The sequence below is a fragment of the Streptomyces sp. CA-111067 genome (assembly GCF_050956065.1).
GTDB lineage: Bacteria > Actinomycetota > Actinomycetes > Streptomycetales > Streptomycetaceae > Actinacidiphila.
Genome location: NZ_CP192103.1, coordinates 5,192,815 through 5,211,679 on the forward strand (window position 1 = coordinate 5,192,815; position 18,865 = coordinate 5,211,679).

Below are 18,865 nucleotides of genomic sequence, written 5' to 3' on the forward strand. Positions count from 1 at the left end.
CTTGACGGGCAGTCAAGAGCTTCTCTACGCAAGGGTTGCGGTTCGCGGTTACGATCGGCAGGGGGCACGGCTTTAAGCCTTCATCCGTAAAGATCCGGGGAAAGGAATCCCACGGCGATGGCCACTACCAAAGTTGACCCGGAGGCATCGGTTGCTGCGGTCTTCGGCCGGCGGGTGACCCGGCTGCGCACGGCCAAGGGCTGGAGTCAGGTGAAGCTCGCGGAAGTGGTGCGGGTCCATCCCAGCCGGATCAATCAGATCGAGCGGGTGACCGGCCACAAGCCCACGCTCGACCTGGCCAGGGACATCGACCAAGCCCTGGGCGCCGACGGGCTGTTGACCGATCTCTGGCCGCACGTGTACCGCGAGGCGTTCCCGGACTGGTCGCGGGCCTTCATGGAGCAGTCGGCCAAAGCGACTCGTATCGCAGCGTATGCGGCGCACACCGTTGCGGGGCTGCTCCAGGTCGAGGACTACGCCCGTGCCGTGCTGAGCGCCGGACGGACGCTCAAGACACGTGGACAACTCAGGGAACGGCTGGCTGTTCGCATCGACCGCCAGGATCGGCTCTACCGGGACGACCGACCGGAGTTGGTGGTCATCCTCGACGAGGCCGTCCTCCGGCGTCCGATCGGCGGCGCGGAGGTCATGACGAAACAGCTCCAACGGCTCCTGGACACCCGCGACGACCCCCACACCACGGTGCAGGTCCTACCCTTCTCCGTCGGAGCGCACCCGGCAATGGGCGGCTCGCTCACTCTGCTGACCCTGCCGGACGGGACAGAGTCGGCATACACGGAGGGTGCGGACTTCGGCCGGCTGATCGAAGAACCGGCAGAAGTGAAGTCGTACTTGTTGGCCTACGATCAGCTTCGGGGGCATGCGCTGCCGCCAGACACGTCCCTGGACCTGATCCGCTCCCTGATGGAGGACCACCGTGACTCCCGCCGTCTCCCGTCCCGAACTCAGCGTCGCCGTCTGGCGCAAAGCCAGTTACAGCAATCAGGAGGGCGGCGACTGCGTCGAGGTCGCTGACGGCTTCAGCGGGGTGATGCCGGTGCGTGATTCCAAGGACCCGCAGGGCCCTGCCCTGGTGTTCACCGGTGCGGCCTGGTCCGCGTTCGTTGCGGATGTGAAGGCCGGGTACTTTCCCGTCTGACGTCCCTGGACTTGATTCGCTGACTGATGGAGGACCACTGTGACTCCCGCCGTCTCCCGTCTCGAACTCAGCGGCGCCGCTTGGCGCAAAGCCAGTTACAGCAATCAGGAGGGCGGCGACTGCGTCGAGGTCGCTGACGGTTTCAGCGGGGTGATGCCGGTGCGTGATTCCAAGGACCCGCACGGTCCTGCCCTGGTGTTCAACCGTTCGGCTTGGTCCGCGTTCGTCGCGGATGTGAAAGCCGGGCGCTTCCTCGTCTGACCGGCGGCGCGCCGCCGGGGACCCCCCGGCGCGCCGCCGGGGACCCGTTAGCCCGCCCCGCGCGGGGCCAGTGCTGGCCACGGGAGGGTTACCTCGCCCGTGCGCCATCGGGCCGGGCGGTCCAGGATCGGCCAGCCCTGGGAGCGGAGGGCGGTCACCGCTGCCACCCACCTCTGGCGGGCGCCGAGGGTGGAAAGGGGGGACGCCGTCGCCCATGCGCGGTCGAACGCCGTCAGGAACGCGTGCACCGGTTCGCCGGGGACGTTGCGGTGGATCAGCGCCTTCGGCAGACGTTCGGCCAGGTCGGAAGGGTGCGCCAGCGATCCGAGGCGGGTCGCGAACGTCACTGTCCGCGGGCCCTCGGGGCCGAGCGTCACCCACACGTGGCGGCGTCCGATCTCGTCGCAGGTGCCCTCGACCACCAGGCCGCCCGGCGCCAGCCGGGCCCGGAGGCGGGTCCACACCGCCGCCACCTCGGCCTCGTCGTACTGCCGCAGCACGTTCGCCGCGCGAATGAGCACGGGCCGCCGCCCGTCCGGCAGCGGCACCTCGAAGCCGCCGTGCACGAAGCGCAGCCCGTCGCGTTCGTACGGGCGGGCCGCCGCGACCCGCGCCGGGTCGATCTCGACGCCGACCACCTCGGCGTCCGGCCGTACCGCGCGCAGCCGGCCGAGCAGCTCCACGGCCGTCCACGGCGCGGCGCCGTAACCGAGGTCCACGGCGACCGGATCCGCGCTGCGGCGCAGCTCAGCGGCGTGCGTCACTGCGATCCAGCGGTCCATCCGGCGCAACCGGTTGGGGTTGGTGGTGCCGCGCGTCACCGCTCCCACCGCCCGTACGCCCGCCATGCCCCGAGCGTAATCGCCGCCAGACCGGGAACCCGCATCCCCGCGGGCCCCCAGAACCCCAGCAGCCACGTCCGCACCACCCCCACCGCGAACATCACATGAATTCATGCACCGGAACGGAAATGTAATGGCCGCATCCCGCGTTGACCGAGGTTGGCGGCGGGGATATGGCCAGCGGAAGGACTCGAAGGTGACCCAGCACACGTCCCGGCTCGGAGCACGGCGCGGTAATGCGTACACACGCAACGCGTACAAGCGCTGGGTCGGCGGCCGTCGGGTGCGCCGGGTGGCGATGCTCAGCGTCCACACCTCGCCGCTGCACCAGCCGGGCACCGGCGACGCGGGCGGCATGAACGTGTACATGGTCGAGCTGGCCAAGCGTCTCGCCGAGCAGAACATAGAGGTGGAGATCTTCACCCGGGCCACCACCGGCGCGCTGCCGCAGAGCGTGGAGCTGGCGCCGGGCGTGCTCGTCCGGCATGTGGACGCCGGCCCGTACGAGGGGCTGGCCAAGGAGGAGCTGCCCGCCCAGATGTGCGCCTTCACGCACGGCGTGATGCAGGCGTGGGCCGGGCACGGCCCCGGCCACTACGACCTGGTGCACTCGCACTACTGGCTGTCGGGGCACGTCGGCTGGCTGGCCGCGCAGCGCTGGGGCGTACCGCTGGTGCACGCCATGCACACCATGGCCAAGGTCAAGAACGCGGCGATGGCCGACGGCGACTGCCCCGAGCCGCCCGCGCGGGTGATCGGCGAGACGCAGATCGTGGCCGCCGCCGACCGGTTGATCGCGAACACCGACGAGGAGGCCGCCGAGCTGGTCCGGCACTACGAGGCCGAGCCCGGCAAGGTCGCCGTCGTCCACCCTGGGGTGAACCTGGACCGGTTCCGCCCCGACCCCGGCGGACGCGGCGCCGCCCGCGCCCGGCTGAGCCTGCCGCAGGACGCGGTGGTGCCGCTGTTCGCCGGCCGGATACAGCCGCTGAAGGCGCCCGACGTACTGATCCGCGCGGTCGCGGTGCTGCTCGACGAGGAGCCCGCGCTGCGCGACCGGCTGGTCGTGCCGATCGTCGGCGGCCCCAGCGGCAGCGGCCTGGCCAAGCCGGAGGCGCTGCACAAGCTGGCCGCGACCCTCGGCGTCTCGGACGTCGTACGGTTCCAGCCGCCGGTGGACCAGGAGCGGCTCGCCGACTGGTACCGGGCGGCCACCGTCCTGGTGATGCCCTCGTACAACGAGTCCTTCGGGCTGGTCGCGATAGAGGCGCAGGCGTGCGGCACGCCGGTGCTCGCGGCGGCGGTCGGCGGGCTGCCGGTGGCGGTGCGCGACGGGCAGACCGGCTTCCTGGTGCGCGGGCACGACCCGCGGGACTACGCGGCGGTGCTGCGCCGCTTCGTGGACCATCCTTCGCTGGGCGCCGAGCTGGGCGCGGCGGCGGCGCTGCACGCGCGCGGGTTCGGCTGGGACAAGGCGGCGGCCGACACCGCGGCGGTGTACGCGGGAGCGCGGTGTGACCACCACGGTCACCTACGATCGGCGCATGGCTGAGCAGGAGGAGAAGGGTCGGGGCGGCGGCGGCCCGGGCCGCACGGAGCTGACGGGTTCGACGGGCCCGGCGGGTTCGACGGCCCCGACGGGTTCGACGGGCCCGGCGGACCGGACGCACCTGGCGGAGGACCGCGCTGACCGTACGGACCGGGGCGGCGGCGAGTCCGGGGCCGAGGTCGCGGCCGAAGCCGGTGCCGGTGCCGAAGCCGGGGCCGTACGCCTCGTCGGAGGCGAGGCCGCCGCCGTCCGTCTCGTCGAACAGGCCCTGCACGAAGCCGGGTTGGAGTGGGAGACCCCGACCCCCGGCACGTTCGTCACCCAACTCCCCGGCACCCGCAAGCTGTCCACCACCTGCCAGCTGATCGTCGGCCGGCACACCCTGTCCGTGAACGCCTTCGTCGTCCGGCACCCGGACGAGAACCACGAGGCGTTCTACCGCTGGCTGCTGGAGCGCAACCTCCGTCTGTACGGAGTGACTTACGCCGTGGACCGGCTCGGCGACGTCTACCTGTCCGGCCGGCTGCCGCTCGCGGCCGTCTCCGTCGAGGAGGTCGACCGGCTGCTCGGCGCGGTGCTGGAGAACGCGGACGGGTCGTTCAACACGCTGCTGGAGCTGGGTTTCGCGGCGTCGATCCGCAAGGAGTACGCGTGGCGGGTGGCGCGCGGGGAGCCCACCCGCAACCTGGCGGCGTTCACCCACCTCACGGGTGAGGAGCCCGAGGCGTAGAGCGGCCGGGATCGGGACGGGGCCCGGGGCCTGGGGTCGGCCGGGCCCGGGCCGTAGGGTGACCGGGGTGAGCGATGATTCCGTGATGCTGCGCCCCGTGCGCGAAGCCGACCTGCCGGTACTCGAACGATTCCTCGCCGGCCCGGAGGAGACCGGCGCCTTCCAGTGGATCGGCTGGCCCGACCCGCGGCGCTGGCGGCGCCGCTGGGAGGAGAACGGCCTGCTGAGCGAGGAGTCCAGCCAGCTGATGGTGGTGTCGGAGTCCGACGAGCTGTTCGGCTTCGTCTCCTGGCGCCGGATAGAGGCGTGGGGCGGCGGCCACTACTGGAACATGGGCGCGCAGCTGCTGCCCGAGGCCCGCGGCCGCGGAATCGGCAGCCGGGCGCAGCGGATGCTGGTCGCGTACCTGTTCGCCAACACCACGGTGGTCAGGATCGAGGCCGAGACCGAGGCGGAGAACTTCGCGGAGCAACGCGCCCTGGAGAAGGCCGGGTTCACCCGGGAGGGTGTGGTGCGCAGCGGTGCGTTCCGGGACGGCAAGTGGCGGGACGGGCTGCGCTACAGCGTGCTGCGGGACGAGTTCCCGCTGGACGGGTCGCCCGGGGCCTGAGCCGCGACCGGGGCCGCGCCCGGGCCGCCGGCCGGGTCCTCGACCGGGCCGCCGATCGGAGCGGCCACCGGACCCTCGGCCGGGGCCGCCACCGGGGCGCCAGCCGGACCCTCGGCCGGGCCCGCCACCGGGACACCGGCCAGGCTCTCGACCACGCCCGCCGCCGAACCTTCCGCCGCGACGGCCGCCCCGCGCTCGGCCGGCCCTTGCGCCGGCGCTTCCAAGCGCACCGCCTCCGAGCGCCGCGCCTCCGCCCCCGGCCCGGTCCGCAGCAGCACGTAGTACCCCGCGCCCGCCACCGTGCCGACCAGCGCGCAGCCGGCCCACAGCGCGCCGCGGCCGAGGTGGTCGAGGGCCAGGCCGCCGGCCAGCGGTCCGGCGAAGGACGCGGCCGACCAGGACAGGCTGTACATGCCCTGGTAGCGGCCGCGGGCGGTGGACGGGGCGAGGTCGACGACCACCGCCATCGACGCCGGCGCGTGCACGATCTCGCCGAGCGTCCAGACCAGCACCGTCAGCGCGTACCAGCTGACCGACCCGGCGAAGTACGTCAGGCCGAAGCCCCACGCCAGGATCGCGGAACCGGCCGCGAGCAGCGGGCCGCTGGGGCGTGATCTGAGCAGCCGGGTGACCGGGATCTGGAGCAGCACGATGGCCAGCCCGTTGAGCGCGATGACCGTGCCGTACTGGCGGGCGGACAGGCCCGCGTCGCCCATGTCGATGGCCAGCGTGGACGAGCCCTGGGTGGTGACGACGCCGAGCAGCAGGGTCAGGCCGACCAGGGCCATGAAGCGGCGGTCGCGCAGTACGTGGCCGAGGCCGACGGGAGCCGCTGCCCGTCCTCCGGTCCGGATCGCCCGGCCGCTCGTCTTCGCGGCCACCTTCGCACCCGTCTTCGCGGCCGCCTTCGCACCGGCCCTCGTGGCCACCGTCGCACCCGCCTCCGCACCCGCCTCCGCATCAGCCGCCGGCATCGGACGGGCCCCGGCCGCCGGGTCCGGCCCGGCCGCCGGCACCAGCGTCTCCCGGGCCTTCGCGTAGACGAGCAGCGCGCACAGCAGCGTGGTCGCCGCGTCACCGAGGAAAAGCCACAGATAGCCCTCGGCGGCGATGAAGCCGGCCGCGGCGGCGGAGACGCCGAAGCCGATGTTGATCGCCCAGTAGTTGAGTGCGAAGGCCCTGGCCCGGTCCTCGCGCGGGACCAGGTCGGCCATCATCGCCTGGAGCGCGGGCCTGGACGCGTTGCTGGTCAGGCCGACGAGCGCGGCGCAGCCGGCGATCGCGGCCGGCTGCGCGACCAGGCCGAGTACGGCCGTACTGGCGGCGGCGCCGACCTGCGCGGCCAGCATCGTGCGGCGGCGGCCGATCCGGTCGGCCAGCACGCCGCCGAGCACGGCGCCGGCCGCGCCGCCGAGCCCGAACAGCGCGGCGACCAGGCCCGCGTACGAGGCGGAGTACCCGCGCTGCACGGTCAGGTAGAGGGCGAGGAAGGTGACGACGAAGCCGCCGAGGCGGTTGACGAGGGTGCTGGTCCACAGCCACCAGAACTGGCGGGGGAGCCCTTCGACCGTCTCCCGCACCGCGCGCGTCAGCGCCGCCATCCGCGCTCCCCTCGTAATAGTCCTATCCAACCAGGGGATCTTACAGAGGCCGGTCGGTGCCGCCCCACCCTTTTCTATTAGGCTCGACCCATGGCTGCTGCTCAGTACAAGCTGATTCTGCTCCGCCACGGCGAGAGCGAGTGGAACGCGAAGAACCTGTTCACCGGCTGGGTGGACGTCAATCTCAACGAGAAGGGCGAGAAGGAGGCGGTCAGGGGCGGCGAGCTGCTCAAGGACGCCGGCCTGCTCCCCGACGTGGTGCACACCTCACTGCAGAAGCGCGCGATCCGCACCGCGCAGCTCTCCCTCGAAGCCGCCGACCGGCACTGGATCCCGGTGCACCGCAGCTGGCGGCTGAACGAGCGGCACTACGGCGCGCTCCAGGGCAAGGACAAGGCGCAGACCCTCGCGGAGTTCGGCGAGGAGCAGTTCATGCTGTGGCGCCGCTCGTACGACACCCCGCCGCCGCCGCTCGCCGACGGCGCCGAGTTCTCCCAGTCCGACGACCCGCGCTACGCCACGATCCCGCCGGAGCTGCGCCCGCGCACCGAGTGCCTCAAGGACGTCGTGGTCCGGATGCTGCCGTACTGGTACGACGGCATCGTCCCCGACCTGCTGGCCGGCCGCACGGTCCTGGTCGCCGCCCACGGCAACTCCCTGCGCGCCCTGGTCAAGCACCTCGACAACATCTCCGACGCCGACATCGCCGGCCTGAACATCCCCACCGGCATCCCCCTGTCCTACGAGCTGGACGCCGACTTCCACCCCCTGACCCCCGGCGGCACCTACCTCGACCCCGACGCCGCGGCGGCAGCAATCGAGGCCGTCAAGAACCAGGGCAAGAAGAAGTAGCCCTCCCGCCACACCCATGCCCCCGACCTGCGGATTCTCCCGCGGACCGGGGGCATGTCTGCGTCCGGGCCGGCCCGCGGGCCGCCAGACTGGGTTGGGCGACGCGGTTCCCGATCTGGAGGAGGCAGGCGCAGATGGAGCAACAGGGCAGTGAGCAGGCGGCGACGGGTGGCGGTCGGGCGGTTGTGCTTGACGCGTTCGGCGGGCCCGGCGTCCTCCACGTTCGGGAGATTCCGGCCCCGCAGGCCGGGCCCGGGGAGGTGCGGGTGCGGGTCGGGGCGGCGGGGCTTAATCCGATGGACTGGATCATGACGGGTGACGCGGAGACCGCCGCGCGGTTCGGGCTGGGGCTTCCGTGCGGGTTCGGGACGGACTACGCGGGGGTGGTCGATCAGGTCGGTGACGGTGTGACGGGCTTCGCGGCCGGTGACCGGGTGCCCGTCGCGGCGAGCTTCCCGGTCGAGGAGATCCGCCGCGCGGCCGAACTCCAGGCCGGACGGCACGTGCACGGCAAGGTCGTCATCGAGCTCTAGGGGTGTCCCGGTCGTCCCCGTCGGCCCCCTCCGCCGCCGCGCTCGCGGCCAGACGGGCGGCGAAGTCCGCGACCAGGGAGCGGAGTTCGGGCGGGCCGTCGATGACGAAAGGACGATCGAGGGCGGCGAGCAGCGGCGGCAGCCAGTCGAGGGATTCGGCGCGGATGTCGGCGCGGAGCCACCCGGGGGCGGTCGCGGACTCGGTGAGGGTCGCGACCGTGGCCGGGAGACGGGTGCGGACGTGGGCGGGGGTGGTGCGGATCCGCACGCTGACCTGGTGCCGGTACGGGGCGGTGGCCAGCGCGGCGACGACCCGCTCGGCCGGGCCCGGGCCGGCCGGGGGCTCGAAGGTGCCGGGGCCGGGGCGGGCGGTGGCCACCCGGTCCAGGCGGAACGTGCGGTCCTCCGCCTTCGCGGGGTCGAAGCCGGTGATGTACCAGCGGCCCGCGTGCGCGACGACGCCGTACGGGTGCAGCGGGCGTTCGGTGCGGCGGCCGTGGCGGTCGGTGTAGCGGACGGTGAGCGGGCGCCGGTGGCGTACCGCGTCGGCGACGGTGAGCAGCACCTCGGCGTCGGGCGGCGCGGCCTCGCCGGGAGCCGCGGTGAAGGCCAGCGACTCCAGGAGCGCGTCCAGCCGGCGGGCGAGGCGCACGGGCAGCACGCGCCGGATCTTGGCCGCCGCCGTCTCGCTCGCGGTATCGGCCAACGCACCGGCTGAGGAATTCGTGGCCGCCCCGGCCGCCGCCCCGGCCCCCGTACCAACCGACCCCCCCGCTCCCGCGATCAACCCCGAGCGCCGCCCCGCCAGCAACCCGAGCAGCACGGCGAGCGCCTCGTCGTCGCTGAGCATCAGCGGAGGCAGCCGGTACCCGGAGCCGAGGCGGTACCCGCCGTACCGGCCGCGTACCGCCTCCACCGGTACGTCGAGCTCGGCGAGCTGCTCGACGTAGCGCCGTACGGTCCGGCCGTCCACGCCGAGGCGTTCGGCCAGCTCGGCGACGGTGCGGACGCCGCCGGACTGCAGCAGCTCCAGCAGGGTCAGTACGCGTCCGGTCGGTCGGGACATGCCGGCAAATCTAGCGCCAATAGTGGACCGAATCTGTCCGGTATCGGTCCTAGCCTCGGCTGTGTCCCGTCCACCGGATCCGCCGAACCAACCAGATCGACCAGATCAACCAGATCCGCCGGATCCATCAGACCACCCCCCCGGGAGCACCCCATGGACTTCGTCTCGATCCGCGTCATCACCGCCGACATCGGCCGCCTCGTCGCCTTCTACGAGAAGGCCACCGGCCTCCCGGCCGCCTGGGCCACCGAGGACTTCGCCGAGATCCGCACCCCCACCGCGACCCTCGCCATCGGCTCCACCCGCACCGTCCCGCTGTTCACCCCGGACGACCCCGGCTCCGCCCGCCCGGCCGCCAACCAGAGCGTCATCGTCGAATTCCGCGTCGAGGACGTCGACCAGGTGTACGCGAACCTGTCCCTCGACCCCGCCGACCTCGTCCAGAAGCCCACCACCATGCCCTGGGGCAACCGCTCCCTCCTCCTGCGCGACCCCGACGGCACCCTCGTCAACCTCTTCACCCCGACCACCCCGATCACCCCGCCCACGCCGACGGCCCGCGCTCCCCGGGAGGAACGCGGGCCGTCAGCGGAAACGACAAGGTGACGAGGCAAAAACGAAAGACGGGCAGAAAGCGCGGTGACCGGGTCTCAGTGAGTGCAGCCGCCGCATTGGCAGGGAGCGCCGGACTGGCAGCCGCAGCCGCAGCCGGAGCCGCAGCCGCACGCGGCGACCAGGGGGAGCGGGGCCCGCAGTGGGGCGGCTTCAGGGGTCGGCTGGTCGCGTACGGGGGTTGGCGTGGGGGTTTGCGGCATCAGTACACCCTCCTCAGGCTTACCTGCCCACCAGTGAACGCCCTCGCGCCTGCGCGCATCAAGGGCGCACAAGCGCACGACCGTCCACTCCGGCACCGCGCGCACGCCGGGGGCGCGTACGCCCCCGGCCCGGGCCTCAGGTGCCGCTGACCTCGGTCGGCGTCGGCGACATCTCGTCGGGGTGCTCGCCGGTGACCAGGTAGACGACCCGCTTGGCGACCGACACCGCGTGGTCGGCGAACCGCTCGTAGTACCGGCCGACCAGGGTGACGTCCACCGCCGTCTCGATGCCGTGCTTCCAGCGGTCGTCGAGCAGGTGCTGGAAGAGCAGCCGGTGCAGCTCGTCCATCCGGTCGTCCTCGGCCTCCAGCTTGAGCGCCTCGTCCACGTCCTTGCTGACGATGACCTCGCCGGCCTTGGCCACCAGCCGCTGCGCCAGCTGCCCCATCTCCAGGATCGTGGCGTGCAGGTCGCGCGGCACGGCGGACTCGGGGAAGCGCAGCCTGGCCAGCTTGGCCACGTGCCGCGCCAGGTCGCCGGACCGCTCCAGGTCCGCGCTCATCCGCAGGCTGGTGACGACGATCCGCAGGTCGGTGGCCACCGGCTGCTGCCGGGCGAGCAGGTTGATCGCCCGGTTCTCCAGCTCGCGCTGGAGGTCGTCCACCCGCTCGTCGGCGGCGATGACGCTCTCGGCGATCTTGAGATCGGCGTCGAGCAGCGCGGTGGTGGCCCGGCCGATCGCGGACCCGACGAGCCTGGCCATGTCGACCAGCCCGTCACCGATCGAGTCCAGTTCCTCGTGGTATGCGTCCCGCATCGCTTTCCCTCCGTCTGCACCAGGTGCGAAACCAGGCGCGAACCATGTCGTAAAAGAGGCCCCGCAAAGAGGCCCCGCCTCCCCACGTTGTCACGCTGATGGGTGTACGCGTACCTGCCGCGCATCCGGAGTGAACCGGCCCCCACGTCAAGGTGAACTCTTGGCAACGGGCGTCCGAGAGATAACTCGCAGGGTTGTGGAGCAAGTGCGCAGGCCACCTAACCTGGGGACCATGGACGTGAACGCGGCAGTCGCCGCAGCCAGCGCGATCGCCGGTCTGCTGACCGGTGTGATCGCCGTGCTCGCGTTCCGCTGGAGCGAGCGGGAGCAGGCCCGCCCGACCCGTACCGCGCTGCGGCCGGACGGCATGACGGCCGTACTGCCGCCCGGCGTGGACACCGTTCTGTCGGTGCTGCGCTCCTCGGCGGTGGTCCTCGACGAGGGCGACACGGTGGTCAAGGCCAGCTCGGCCGCGTACGCCCTCGGGCTGGTGCGCGGCGGACGGCTGGCGGTCGACCAGATGCTCCAGATGGCCCGCGAGACCCGCCGCGACGGCGAGATACGGCAGGTCGAGCTCGACCTGCCGCGCCGCGGCGCCGGGCGCGGCGAGGGCCTGGCGGTCTCCGCCCGGGTCGCCCCGCTGGGCTCCCGGCTGGTGCTGCTGCTGGTCGAGGACCTGACCGAGGCCCGGCGGATCGAGGCGGTGCGCCGCGACTTCGTGGCCAACGTCAGCCATGAGCTCAAGACCCCGGTGGGCGCCCTGTCGCTGCTGTCCGAGGCGGTGATGGACGCCTCGGACGACCCCGAGGCGGTGATCCGGTTCGCCGGCCGGATGCAGACCGAGGCCACCCGGCTGACCAGCCTGGTGCAGGAGATCATCGACCTGTCCCGGGTCCAGGACGACGACCTGCTGGACGACGCGGAGCCGGTGGCCGTGGACGACCTGGTCGCCGAGGCCACCGACCGCTGCCGGCACCAGGCCAACACCAAGCAGATCACCATGGCCACCGGCAACGACCCCGACCTCTTCATCTGGGGCAACCGCGGCCAGCTCGCCGCGGCCCTCGGCAACCTCGTGGAGAACGCCGTCAACTACAGCCCGGCCAAGACCAGGGTCGGCATAGCGGGGCGCAGGATCCCCGCGTCCGGAGGCGACCTCATCGAGATATCAGTCACCGACCAGGGCATCGGCATATCGGAGAAGGACCGCGACCGGGTCTTCGAGCGCTTCTACCGGGTGGACCCGGCGCGCTCGCGGGCCACCGGCGGCACCGGACTCGGTCTGTCGATCGTCAAGCACGTGGCCGCCTCGCACGGCGGGGAGGTCACGGTGTGGAGCGCCGAAGGACAGGGCTCCACCTTCACCCTGCGGCTTCCCGAAGCCGGGATCGCCCGCGACCGCGCACTGCCGCCAGGCACCGACCCGGAAGCCGAGGCGGACGAAGCCGACCCGGCCGACGAACCGTCGGACGACCAGCTCTTCCAGACCCTCCCTGAACACATCCCCGCCCCGGAGGTCCTCCCGTGACCCGCGTACTCGTCGTCGAGGACGAAGAGTCCTTCAGTGACGCGCTGTCGTACATGCTCCGCAAGGAGGGCTTCGAGGTCGCCATCTCCGCGACCGGGCCCGACGCGCTGGACGAGTTCGAGCGCAATGGTGCCGACCTGGTGCTGCTTGACCTCATGCTGCCGGGGCTGCCCGGCACCGAGGTCTGCCGCCAGCTGCGGCTGAAGTCCAATGTCCCGGTGATCATGGTGACCGCCAAGGACAGCGAGATCGACAAGGTCGTGGGCCTGGAAATAGGCGCTGACGACTATGTGACCAAGCCGTTCTCCTCGCGCGAGCTGGTGGCCAGGATCCGCGCGGTGCTGCGCCGCCGCGGCGAGCCCGAGGAGATCTCGCCGGCCGCCCTGGAGGCGGGACCGGTCAGGATGGACGTGGACCGGCACGTGGTCACCGTCTCCGGCGGCAAGGTGGACCTCCCGCTCAAGGAGTTCGACCTGCTGGAGATGCTGCTGCGCAACGCGGGCCGGGTGCTGACCCGGATGCAGCTCATCGACCGGGTGTGGGGCGCCGACTACGTCGGCGACACCAAGACCCTCGACGTCCACGTGAAGCGGCTGCGCGCCAAGATCGAGCCGGACCCGGGCGCGCCGCGCTACCTGGTGACGGTCCGCGGCCTGGGCTACAAGTTCGAGCCGTAGACACCACGAAGGGGTACGGCGGACCGCCGCACCCCTTCTGACGTGGCTCAGCTGGTCGACGTACCCGTCGGGGTGGACGTACCCGTCGGGGTGGACGTGTCCGTCGGCGTGGACGTACCCGTCGGGGTCGTGGTGTTCTTCGTCGTGCCCGGCGAGGTCGGCGGCGTGGTCGTCGGCGTCGTGGGGACCGGCGGCGGGGTGGTCGGCAGCGAGCTGGGGCCGTACTTCTCGAAGTAGCTGACCGCCGGCGACACGTTGAGCTGCACGGGGACCCGCCCGGTGGCGCTGAACAGGAAGATCGCGTCCTGCACGTCGCCGTCGCGCAGCGCCTCGGTGCCGCCGGCGATGGTCGCAGACGGGTTCCCCTTGCCGCCGAGCAGCACGCTGCCGTGCGCGGGCACGACGACGGACTGCGCGCCGCCCTTGCCCGACAGCTGCGCGTTCAGCGAGCCGGCCACCTGGAGGGCCTGCAGCGTCTGGCTCGACGAGCCGCTGTTGAAGAGCCGGGCGGTGACGGTGGCCGGGCCGCCGGGCTGGGTCAGCACGAAGGCGTTCTGCACCTTGATGTCACCGACGGAGGCGGCCGGAGCGTCGTTCTGGATCTTGAGCGTCTCGGCGCTGTTGCCCGAGGCGCAGGCGGCCGCGAGCGGGGCGAGCGCGAGGGCGAATACGGCGGCGAGGGCGCCGCGTCGGAAGCTGCGGACCACGGCGGCGGCATCTCCTAGAGCAGATTCGGGCGATCTTCCAGCGGGCTTAGATTACCGAGCCGCGACGAGGCCCACACACCGGGTGGTCCCTCGGTGGCGCGGCTCACCCGACCGGCCGGTCGCGCCGGGTACGGCTGCTGACGCCGCGTCGGCCGGAGCAGCACGTTCCGCAATACAATCCGGCATTCCCCGGCGGTCCCTCGGCGGTGCTATTTCCATGACTGTGCAAAATTGGATCTTCAACGGCCAAGAACCCGAACGGAGTAGCGAACATGCACTCGTCCGGGAGGGACAAATCCGGACGTAACGCCCCTTGTTCGAGGGCTTCGAGGCCTGTAACGGCTGCGTTTCGGCTTCGCCGTATACCCGCTCCGACCTGCGAATACCCACCGAGTGGGGCATCCTCCAGCACGTTCCAGGGGCGCTTGTCAAGCCCTGAGATATGCCCTGACCTGCGAAAACGCCATTCAGATGAGGCCGTTCCCGTGTTACCCTGGATAGCCACGGAAGGGGTACCTGTCACATGACGTTCAAGGTTGGCGACACCGTGGTCTATCCCCATCACGGGGCCGCGCTGATCGAGGCTATCGAAATTCGCCAGATCAAAGGCGTGGACAAGACCTACTTGGTGCTCAAGGTCGCTCAGGGCGACTTGACGGTACGCGTGCCCGCGGACAATGCGGAGTTCGTCGGCGTACGCGACGTGGTCGGTCAGGAGGGTCTGGACCGGGTCTTCGAGGTGCTGCGCGCGCCGTACACCGAGGAGCCCACCAACTGGTCCCGGCGCTACAAGGCAAATCTGGAGAAGCTCGCCTCCGGTGATGTCATCAAGGTCGCGGAGGTCGTGCGCGACCTATGGCGCCGTGAGCGGGAGCGCGGCCTGTCGGCCGGCGAGAAGCGCATGCTCGCCAAGGCCCGGCAGATCCTGGTCAGCGAACTCGCACTGGCGGAGAACACCAACGAGGACAAGGCCGAGGCTCTGCTCGACGAAGTTCTCGCGTCGTAAGACCGTCCTCCTTCTGGACGCTCTCGTGTCACGTCATCCGACGTACTGAACGTACTGGACGTACTGACTTACGCAGACGCACCAACCCCGGGCCGACCCGGGGACCCTGCCGCGGCACCCGGTTGAGCAGGACGACCGGGTGCTGCGGCATGCTTGGCGGTGGGCGCTTCCCCCGCGGACTTCACGGAAGGGGTCCGCGGCGAAGGCCCACCTGGGCACCTTGAGTGCGATACCCAACTCATACAAGGACACAAACCTGCGTACCGCCGCTGTCATTCCCGCCGCCGGACGTGGCGTCCGGCTCGGCCCCGGCACGCCCAAGGCGCTGCGCACCCTGGGCGGGGTCCCGATCCTGGTCCACGCGGTGCGCGCGATGGCCCGCGCCCGTGCCGTCACCGTCATCGTCGTGGTGGCCCCCGCCGACGGCGCCGCCGAGGTCAGGGCGCTGCTGGACGCGCACGGGCTGCCCGAGTCCACCGAACTGCTCGTCGTCCCCGGCGGCGACGAGCGGCAGGACTCGGTACGCCTCGGCCTCGCCGTGCTGCCCCCCGACGTCGACGTGGTGCTCGTGCACGACGCGGCCCGCCCGCTGGTGCCGGTGGAGACCGTCGACGCCGTGGTGAACGCCGTGCGCGCCGGGGCGCCCGCCGTGGTGCCCGCGCTGCCGCTGGCCGACACCGTCAAAAGCGTCGACCCGGTCACCGATCTGGTCACCGGCACGCCGGAACGCGCGCTGCTGCGCGCCGTGCAGACCCCGCAGGGCTTCGACCGGGCCACGCTGGTGCGGGCGCACGAGAGCGTCACCAAGGACGTCACGGACGACGCGAGCATGGTCGAGCACCTCGGACTGCCGGTACTGCTCGTACCCGGCCACGAGGAGGCGTTCAAGGTGACCCGCCCGCTCGACCTGGTCCTCGCCGAGGCCGTACTCGCCCGCAGGAGGGCCACCGATGGCTACTGAGCCGGTACCTGTCTCCCCGTCGCTCCCGCTGCTGCCGCAGGTCGGCATCGGCAGCGACATCCACGCGTTCGAGGAGGGCCGCGAGCTGTGGTGCGCGGGCCTGCGCTGGGACGGCGAGGGCCCCGGCCTGGCCGGCCACTCCGACGCGGACGTGGTCGCGCACGCCGCCTGCAACGCGCTCTTCTCCGCGGCCGGCCTCGGCGACCTCGGGGCGCACTTCGGGACGGGGCGGCCGGAGTGGTCAGGCGCGTCCGGCCTGAAGCTGCTCGCGGAGGCGGCGCGGATCGTCCGCGCGGAGGGGTACGTGATCGGGAACGTCGCTGTGCAGGTCGTCGGCTCCCGGCCGAAGATCGGCAAGCGCCGCGACGAGGCGCAGGCCGCGCTCGGCGCGGCGGTCGGCGCTCCGGTCTCGGTGAGCGCCGCCACATCCGACGGGCTGGGCTTCACCGGGCGCGGTGAGGGCTTGGCGGCGATCGCCACGGCGCTTGTGGTTCGTACTTAGGCGGCATCCCGCCGCGGGGGTTGCGGTGCGCTCCCGGCTGCCGGTCCGTTGTGGCTTGTCGCGCAGTTCCCCGCGCCCCTTCGGGGCTCGTCCACCAGAGCGCGCACCGCACTCGCCCGGGCCCACTACCCTTAACGGCGTGACTATTCGCCTGTACGACACCAACGCGCGCCAGGTCCGTGATTTCGTCCCGCTCACGCCGGGCTGCGTCTCGATCTACCTGTGTGGCGCCACCGTGCAGGCGGCCCCGCACATCGGGCACATCCGGTCCGGGCTGAACTTCGACATCATCCGCCGCTGGTTCAGCTACCGCGGCTACGACGTCACGTTCGTCCGCAACGTCACCGACATCGACGACAAGATCCTCGTCAAGTCCGCCGACCAGGGCCGCCCCTGGTGGGCGATCGGCTACGAGAACGAGCGGAAGTTCACCGCCGGCTACGACGCGCTGGGCTGCGAGCCGCCCACGTACGAGCCGCGGGCCACCGGGCACATCCCCGAGATGATCGAGATGATGCGCGGCCTGATCGAGCGCGGCCACGCCTACGTCTCCGAGGGCAACGTCTACTTCGACGTGCGCTCGTACCCCGACTACCTGCAGCTGTCCAACCAGGAGCTGGACAACCTGCGGCAGCCCGAGGGCGAGGGCGAGCTGGGCAAGCGCGACCAGCGCGACTTCGCGATGTGGAAGGCCGTCAAGCCCGGCGAGCCGTCCTGGGAGACCCCGTGGGGCCGCGGCCGTCCCGGCTGGCACCTGGAGTGCTCCGTGATGGCGCACCGGTACCTCGGCCCCGCCTTCGACATCCACGGCGGCGGCATGGACCTGATCTTCCCGCACCACGACAACGAGATCGCGCAGGCCAAGGCGTACGGCGACGAGTTCGCCCGCTACTGGGTGCACAACGCGTGGGTCACCATGAGCGGCGAGAAGATGAGCAAGTCGCTCGGCAACTCCGTGCTGGTCAGCGAGATGGTCAAGAGCTGGCGGCCGATCGTGCTGCGCTACTACCTGGGCACCCCGCACTACCGGTCGATGATCGAGTACAGCGAGGAGGCGCTGCGCGAGGCCGAGTCGGCGTTCGCGCGGATCGAGGGCTTCGTCCAGCGGGTGGTGGAGAAGGCCGGGCACGTCGAGCCGGCCGCCGAGGTGCCGCCCGCGTTCGCCGAGGCGATGGACGACGACCTGGGCGTCCCGCAGGCGCTGGCCGTCGTGCACACCACCGTCAGGCAGGGCAACAGCGCGCTGACGGCGGACGACAAGGAGACCGCGGTCGCGCGTCTCGCCGAGGTCCGTGCGATGCTCGGTGTACTGGGCCTCGACCCGCTGGACGCGCACTGGACGGGCGCCGACCGCGGCGACGATCTGCACGGCGTGGTGGACTCGCTGGTCCAGCTGGTGCTCGAGCAGCGCCAGTCCGCCCGGTCCCGCAAGGACTACGGCACCGCCGACGCGATCCGTGACCGGCTCGTCCAGGCGGGCCTGGAGATCGAGGACACACCGTCCGGATCGCGGTGGACGATCCGCGGCTGAGCCGGCCCCGTCCCCGTCTACGTTCCCGTCCCGCCGCTACGACCGATGAACTCGACCGACGAGGCGAGCTCGACCGAAGAATTGAGAGTGCCCCATGGCCGGCAACAGCCAGCGCAAGAACCGCCGTACGAGCAACAAGAAGGGCGCCACGGTCGGCAGCGGCGGGCAGCGGCGCAGGGGTCTTGAGGGCAAGGGCCCGACGCCGCCCGCCGAGGCGCGCAAGGGCCACAAGAAGAACCGGGTCGCCAACGCGGCGGCCAAGCGCACGGTGTCGGCGCAGTCGCGCCGCCCGTCGGGCCGCGGCTCGAAGTCCACCGCCGAGCTGGTCGTCGGGCGCAACCCGGTGGTCGAGGCGCTGCGCGCGGACATCCCGGCGACCGCCGTCTACGTCCAGCAGTTCATCGACAACGACGACCGGGTGCGCGAGGCGCTGAAGCTGGCGACCGACCGCGGGGTGCCGCTGCTCGAAGCGGCCAGGCCGGAGCTCGACCGGCTCACCTCGGGCCTGAACCACCAGGGCCTGGTGCTCCAGATCCCGCCGTACGAGTACGCGCACCCCGACGACCTGGTCGCCGCCGCGCACGACGTCGGCGAGTCGCCGCTGATCGTCGCGCTCGACGGGGTCACCGACCCGCGCAACCTCGGCGCGGTCGTCCGCTCCGTGGCGGCCTTCGGCGGGCACGGCGTCGTCGTCCCCGAGCGGCGGGCGGCCGGCATGACGGCCGGCGCGTGGAAGACCTCGGCGGGCACCGCCGCCCGGGTCCAGGTGGCCCGCGCCACCAACCTCACCAGGACCCTGGAGTCCTACCAGAAGGCCGGTCTGACGGTGGTCGGACTGGCCGCCGACGGCGACGTCGAACTGCACCGGCTCGACGCGCTCGAAGGCCCGGTCGTGGTGGTGGCCGGCAGCGAGGGCAAGGGCCTGTCCCGGCTGGTCTCCGAGACGTGCGACCTGCTGGTGCGGATCCCGATGCCGGGCGGCGCGGCGGAGTCGCTGAACGCGGGGGTGGCGGCGGGGGTCGTGCTCTACGAGGCGTCGCGGCGCAGGGCGTGAGCGCGGTCTGAGCGCGGCCGTGGGTACGGGGGCCATGACGCCCGAGTCGGGCGCCCTGTCCGTG

At 72.0% G+C, this 18,865-nt stretch carries 20 protein-coding genes and 1 pseudogene; 16 read left to right on the top strand and 5 right to left on the bottom strand.

Annotated features, from left to right (window positions below):
* Nucleotides 1-117 precede the first annotated feature (117 nt).
* The 3 genes from ACQPW6_RS22725 to ACQPW6_RS22735 are packed head-to-tail and all read left to right on the top strand — an operon-like array spanning nt 118 to nt 1,420.
* Nucleotides 118-1,035, top strand: a complete 918-nt coding sequence (locus ACQPW6_RS22725; RefSeq protein ID WP_433891512.1) for a helix-turn-helix domain-containing protein — start codon at nt 118-120, stop codon at nt 1,033-1,035.
* Entirely contained in the window at nt 938-1,159 is a 222-nt protein-coding gene (locus tag ACQPW6_RS22730; RefSeq protein WP_433891513.1) for a DUF397 domain-containing protein, read from the top strand. Before ACQPW6_RS22725 ends, ACQPW6_RS22730 begins: the two co-directional genes overlap by 98 nt.
* Before the next feature lie 39 nt (nt 1,160-1,198).
* Nucleotides 1,199-1,420, top strand: coding sequence for a DUF397 domain-containing protein (locus ACQPW6_RS22735; RefSeq protein WP_433891514.1), 222 nt, complete (start codon nt 1,199-1,201; stop codon nt 1,418-1,420).
* Between the two features lie 47 nt (nt 1,421-1,467).
* Here ACQPW6_RS22735 and ACQPW6_RS22740 read toward each other — a convergent pair whose 3' ends face one another.
* Nucleotides 1,468-2,268, bottom strand: coding sequence for a class I SAM-dependent methyltransferase (locus tag ACQPW6_RS22740; RefSeq protein WP_433891515.1), 801 nt, complete (start codon nt 2,266-2,268; stop codon nt 1,468-1,470).
* 190 nt (nt 2,269-2,458) lie between these two features.
* Between ACQPW6_RS22740 and mshA the strand changes: the two genes are divergently transcribed.
* The 3 genes from mshA (at nt 2,459) to ACQPW6_RS22755 (ending at nt 5,151) form a co-directional block, all read left to right on the top strand.
* A complete protein-coding gene (gene mshA, locus ACQPW6_RS22745) occupies nt 2,459-3,814 on the top strand; it encodes a D-inositol-3-phosphate glycosyltransferase (protein ID WP_433891516.1) in 1,356 nt (451 codons plus the stop codon).
* A gap of 265 nt (nt 3,815-4,079) precedes the next feature.
* Nucleotides 4,080-4,541 (top strand): YbjN domain-containing protein, encoded by a 462-nt coding sequence (locus tag ACQPW6_RS22750; RefSeq protein ID WP_433894627.1) that lies wholly within the window; start codon nt 4,080-4,082, stop codon nt 4,539-4,541.
* A 67-nt stretch (nt 4,542-4,608) separates the two neighbouring features.
* Complete coding sequence (locus tag ACQPW6_RS22755) at nt 4,609-5,151, top strand: GNAT family N-acetyltransferase (protein ID WP_433891517.1); 543 nt, start codon at nt 4,609-4,611, stop codon at nt 5,149-5,151.
* Here ACQPW6_RS22755 and ACQPW6_RS22760 read toward each other — a convergent pair.
* Complete coding sequence (locus ACQPW6_RS22760) at nt 5,100-6,752, bottom strand: MDR family MFS transporter (RefSeq protein ID WP_433891518.1); 1,653 nt, start codon at nt 6,750-6,752, stop codon at nt 5,100-5,102. The genes ACQPW6_RS22755 and ACQPW6_RS22760 overlap by 52 nt on opposite strands.
* A gap of 90 nt (nt 6,753-6,842) precedes the next feature.
* Here ACQPW6_RS22760 and ACQPW6_RS22765 point away from each other — a divergent pair, with 90 nt between their 5' ends.
* Together ACQPW6_RS22765 and ACQPW6_RS22770 are read left to right on the top strand one after the other, a co-directional pair.
* The gene (locus ACQPW6_RS22765) at nt 6,843-7,604 is read left to right on the top strand and encodes a phosphoglyceromutase (protein ID WP_433891519.1); all 762 of its coding nucleotides are present in this window, start codon (nt 6,843-6,845) and stop codon (nt 7,602-7,604) included.
* A gap of 134 nt (nt 7,605-7,738) precedes the next feature.
* Nucleotides 7,739-8,053 (top strand): annotated as a pseudogene (locus ACQPW6_RS22770) (alcohol dehydrogenase catalytic domain-containing protein); the annotation flags it as partial.
* A 70-nt stretch (nt 8,054-8,123) separates the two neighbouring features.
* Here the strand turns inward: ACQPW6_RS22770 and ACQPW6_RS22775 are convergent.
* The gene (locus ACQPW6_RS22775) at nt 8,124-9,203 is read right to left on the bottom strand and encodes a helix-turn-helix transcriptional regulator (RefSeq protein ID WP_433891520.1); all 1,080 of its coding nucleotides are present in this window, start codon (nt 9,201-9,203) and stop codon (nt 8,124-8,126) included.
* A gap of 153 nt (nt 9,204-9,356) precedes the next feature.
* Between ACQPW6_RS22775 and ACQPW6_RS22780 the strand changes: the two genes are divergently transcribed.
* A complete protein-coding gene (locus ACQPW6_RS22780) occupies nt 9,357-9,809 on the top strand; it encodes a VOC family protein (RefSeq protein WP_433891521.1) in 453 nt (150 codons plus the stop codon).
* Between the two features lie 345 nt (nt 9,810-10,154).
* On the opposite strand, the gene phoU is transcribed toward ACQPW6_RS22780, so the two are convergent.
* Complete coding sequence (gene phoU, locus ACQPW6_RS22785) at nt 10,155-10,835, bottom strand: phosphate signaling complex protein PhoU (protein WP_433891522.1); 681 nt, start codon at nt 10,833-10,835, stop codon at nt 10,155-10,157.
* A 232-nt stretch (nt 10,836-11,067) separates the two neighbouring features.
* On the opposite strand from phoU, the gene ACQPW6_RS22790 reads away from it, so the two are divergent.
* Together ACQPW6_RS22790 and ACQPW6_RS22795 are read left to right on the top strand one after the other, a co-directional pair.
* A complete protein-coding gene (locus ACQPW6_RS22790) occupies nt 11,068-12,363 on the top strand; it encodes a sensor histidine kinase (RefSeq protein WP_433891523.1) in 1,296 nt (431 codons plus the stop codon).
* On the top strand, nt 12,360-13,040 hold the full coding sequence (locus ACQPW6_RS22795) for a response regulator transcription factor (RefSeq protein ID WP_093716893.1): 681 nt from the start codon (nt 12,360-12,362) through the stop codon (nt 13,038-13,040). The genes ACQPW6_RS22790 and ACQPW6_RS22795 overlap by 4 nt, the downstream gene beginning before the upstream one ends.
* A gap of 47 nt (nt 13,041-13,087) precedes the next feature.
* On the opposite strand, the gene ACQPW6_RS22800 is transcribed toward ACQPW6_RS22795, so the two are convergent.
* On the bottom strand, nt 13,088-13,747 hold the full coding sequence (locus ACQPW6_RS22800) for a DUF461 domain-containing protein (protein ID WP_433891524.1): 660 nt from the start codon (nt 13,745-13,747) through the stop codon (nt 13,088-13,090).
* A 523-nt stretch (nt 13,748-14,270) separates the two neighbouring features.
* Here ACQPW6_RS22800 and ACQPW6_RS22805 point away from each other — a divergent pair.
* The 5 genes from ACQPW6_RS22805 to rlmB all read left to right on the top strand — a co-directional run bounded on the left by ACQPW6_RS22805 (nt 14,271) and on the right by rlmB (nt 18,801).
* Entirely contained in the window at nt 14,271-14,753 is a 483-nt protein-coding gene (locus tag ACQPW6_RS22805; RefSeq protein WP_033174074.1) for a CarD family transcriptional regulator, read from the top strand.
* 229 nt (nt 14,754-14,982) lie between these two features.
* Nucleotides 14,983-15,714: a 2-C-methyl-D-erythritol 4-phosphate cytidylyltransferase gene (ispD, locus tag ACQPW6_RS22810; protein ID WP_433894628.1), complete on the top strand. Its 732-nt coding sequence runs from the start codon at nt 14,983-14,985 to the stop codon at nt 15,712-15,714.
* On the top strand, nt 15,704-16,216 hold the full coding sequence (gene ispF, locus ACQPW6_RS22815) for a 2-C-methyl-D-erythritol 2,4-cyclodiphosphate synthase (protein ID WP_433891525.1): 513 nt from the start codon (nt 15,704-15,706) through the stop codon (nt 16,214-16,216). The genes ispD and ispF overlap by 11 nt, the downstream gene beginning before the upstream one ends.
* A gap of 139 nt (nt 16,217-16,355) precedes the next feature.
* Complete coding sequence (gene cysS / locus ACQPW6_RS22820; RefSeq protein WP_433891526.1) at nt 16,356-17,747, top strand: cysteine--tRNA ligase; 1,392 nt, start codon at nt 16,356-16,358, stop codon at nt 17,745-17,747.
* Between the two features lie 94 nt (nt 17,748-17,841).
* On the top strand, nt 17,842-18,801 hold the full coding sequence (gene rlmB / locus ACQPW6_RS22825) for a 23S rRNA (guanosine(2251)-2'-O)-methyltransferase RlmB (protein ID WP_433891527.1): 960 nt from the start codon (nt 17,842-17,844) through the stop codon (nt 18,799-18,801).
* Nucleotides 18,802-18,865: the final 64 nt, after the last annotated feature.